Consider the following 835-nt stretch of genomic DNA (forward strand, 5'->3'; position numbering starts at 1 on the left):
GGGCGCTCTCGACCAGTAGCGTGGACGTGACCATCACCGGCACCAACGACGCGCCGGTGGCAGTGGCCGATGTGGCCGCCGGTACGGAAAACCAGACCCTCACGATTGACGTGCTGGCCAATGACACCGATGTCGATGACGGCCATGTATTCACGCTGAATTCGGCCAGTGCGCCGGCGAGCAAGGGCACGGCCAGCGTGGTCGGCAACCAGCTGCTGTTCAACCCAGGGACCGATTTCGACCACCTGGCGCAGGGTGCGGTCGAGCATGTGACGCTCAGTTACCAGATGCAGGATCAATACGGGGCGCTCTCGACCAGCAGCGTAGACGTGACCATCACCGGCACCAACGACGCGCCAGTGGCGGTGGCCGATGTGGCCGCCGGCACAGAAAACCAGACCCTGACCCTCGACGTGCTGGCCAATGATACCGACGTCGACGACGGCCACGCGTTTACCTTGGTCAGCGCCAGTGCGCCGATCGGCCAGGGCACGGCCAGCGTGGTCGGCAACCAGTTACAGTTCAACCCGGGGAGCGACTTCGATCATCTGGCACAAGGCGCCACGGCCAGCGTCACGCTCAGCTACACCATGACCGACGAGCACGGTGCGCCTGCCAGCAGCAGCGTAGTGGTGACCATCACCGGCACCAACGATGCTCCGGTGGCAGTGGCCGATGTGGCCGCGGGCACGGAAAACCAGCCCCTCACGATTGACGTGCTGGCCAACGACACCGACGTCGACGACGGTCACGCGTTCACGCTGAACTCGGTCAGTGCGCCGGCGAGCAAGGGCACGGCCAGCGTGGTCGGCAACCAACTGGTGTTCAACCCCGG

1 protein-coding gene is annotated in these 835 nt (G+C 65.1%); it reads left to right on the forward strand.

Going from position 1 to position 835, the window contains the following annotated elements; all coding sequences use genetic code 11:
- The coding region (locus AC1RKH_RS28085; RefSeq protein ID WP_493184060.1) for an Ig-like domain-containing protein at nt 1-835 on the forward strand (835 nt) is incomplete at both ends.

Source organism: Pseudomonas sp. GW822-FHT06B12 (assembly GCF_058799675.1).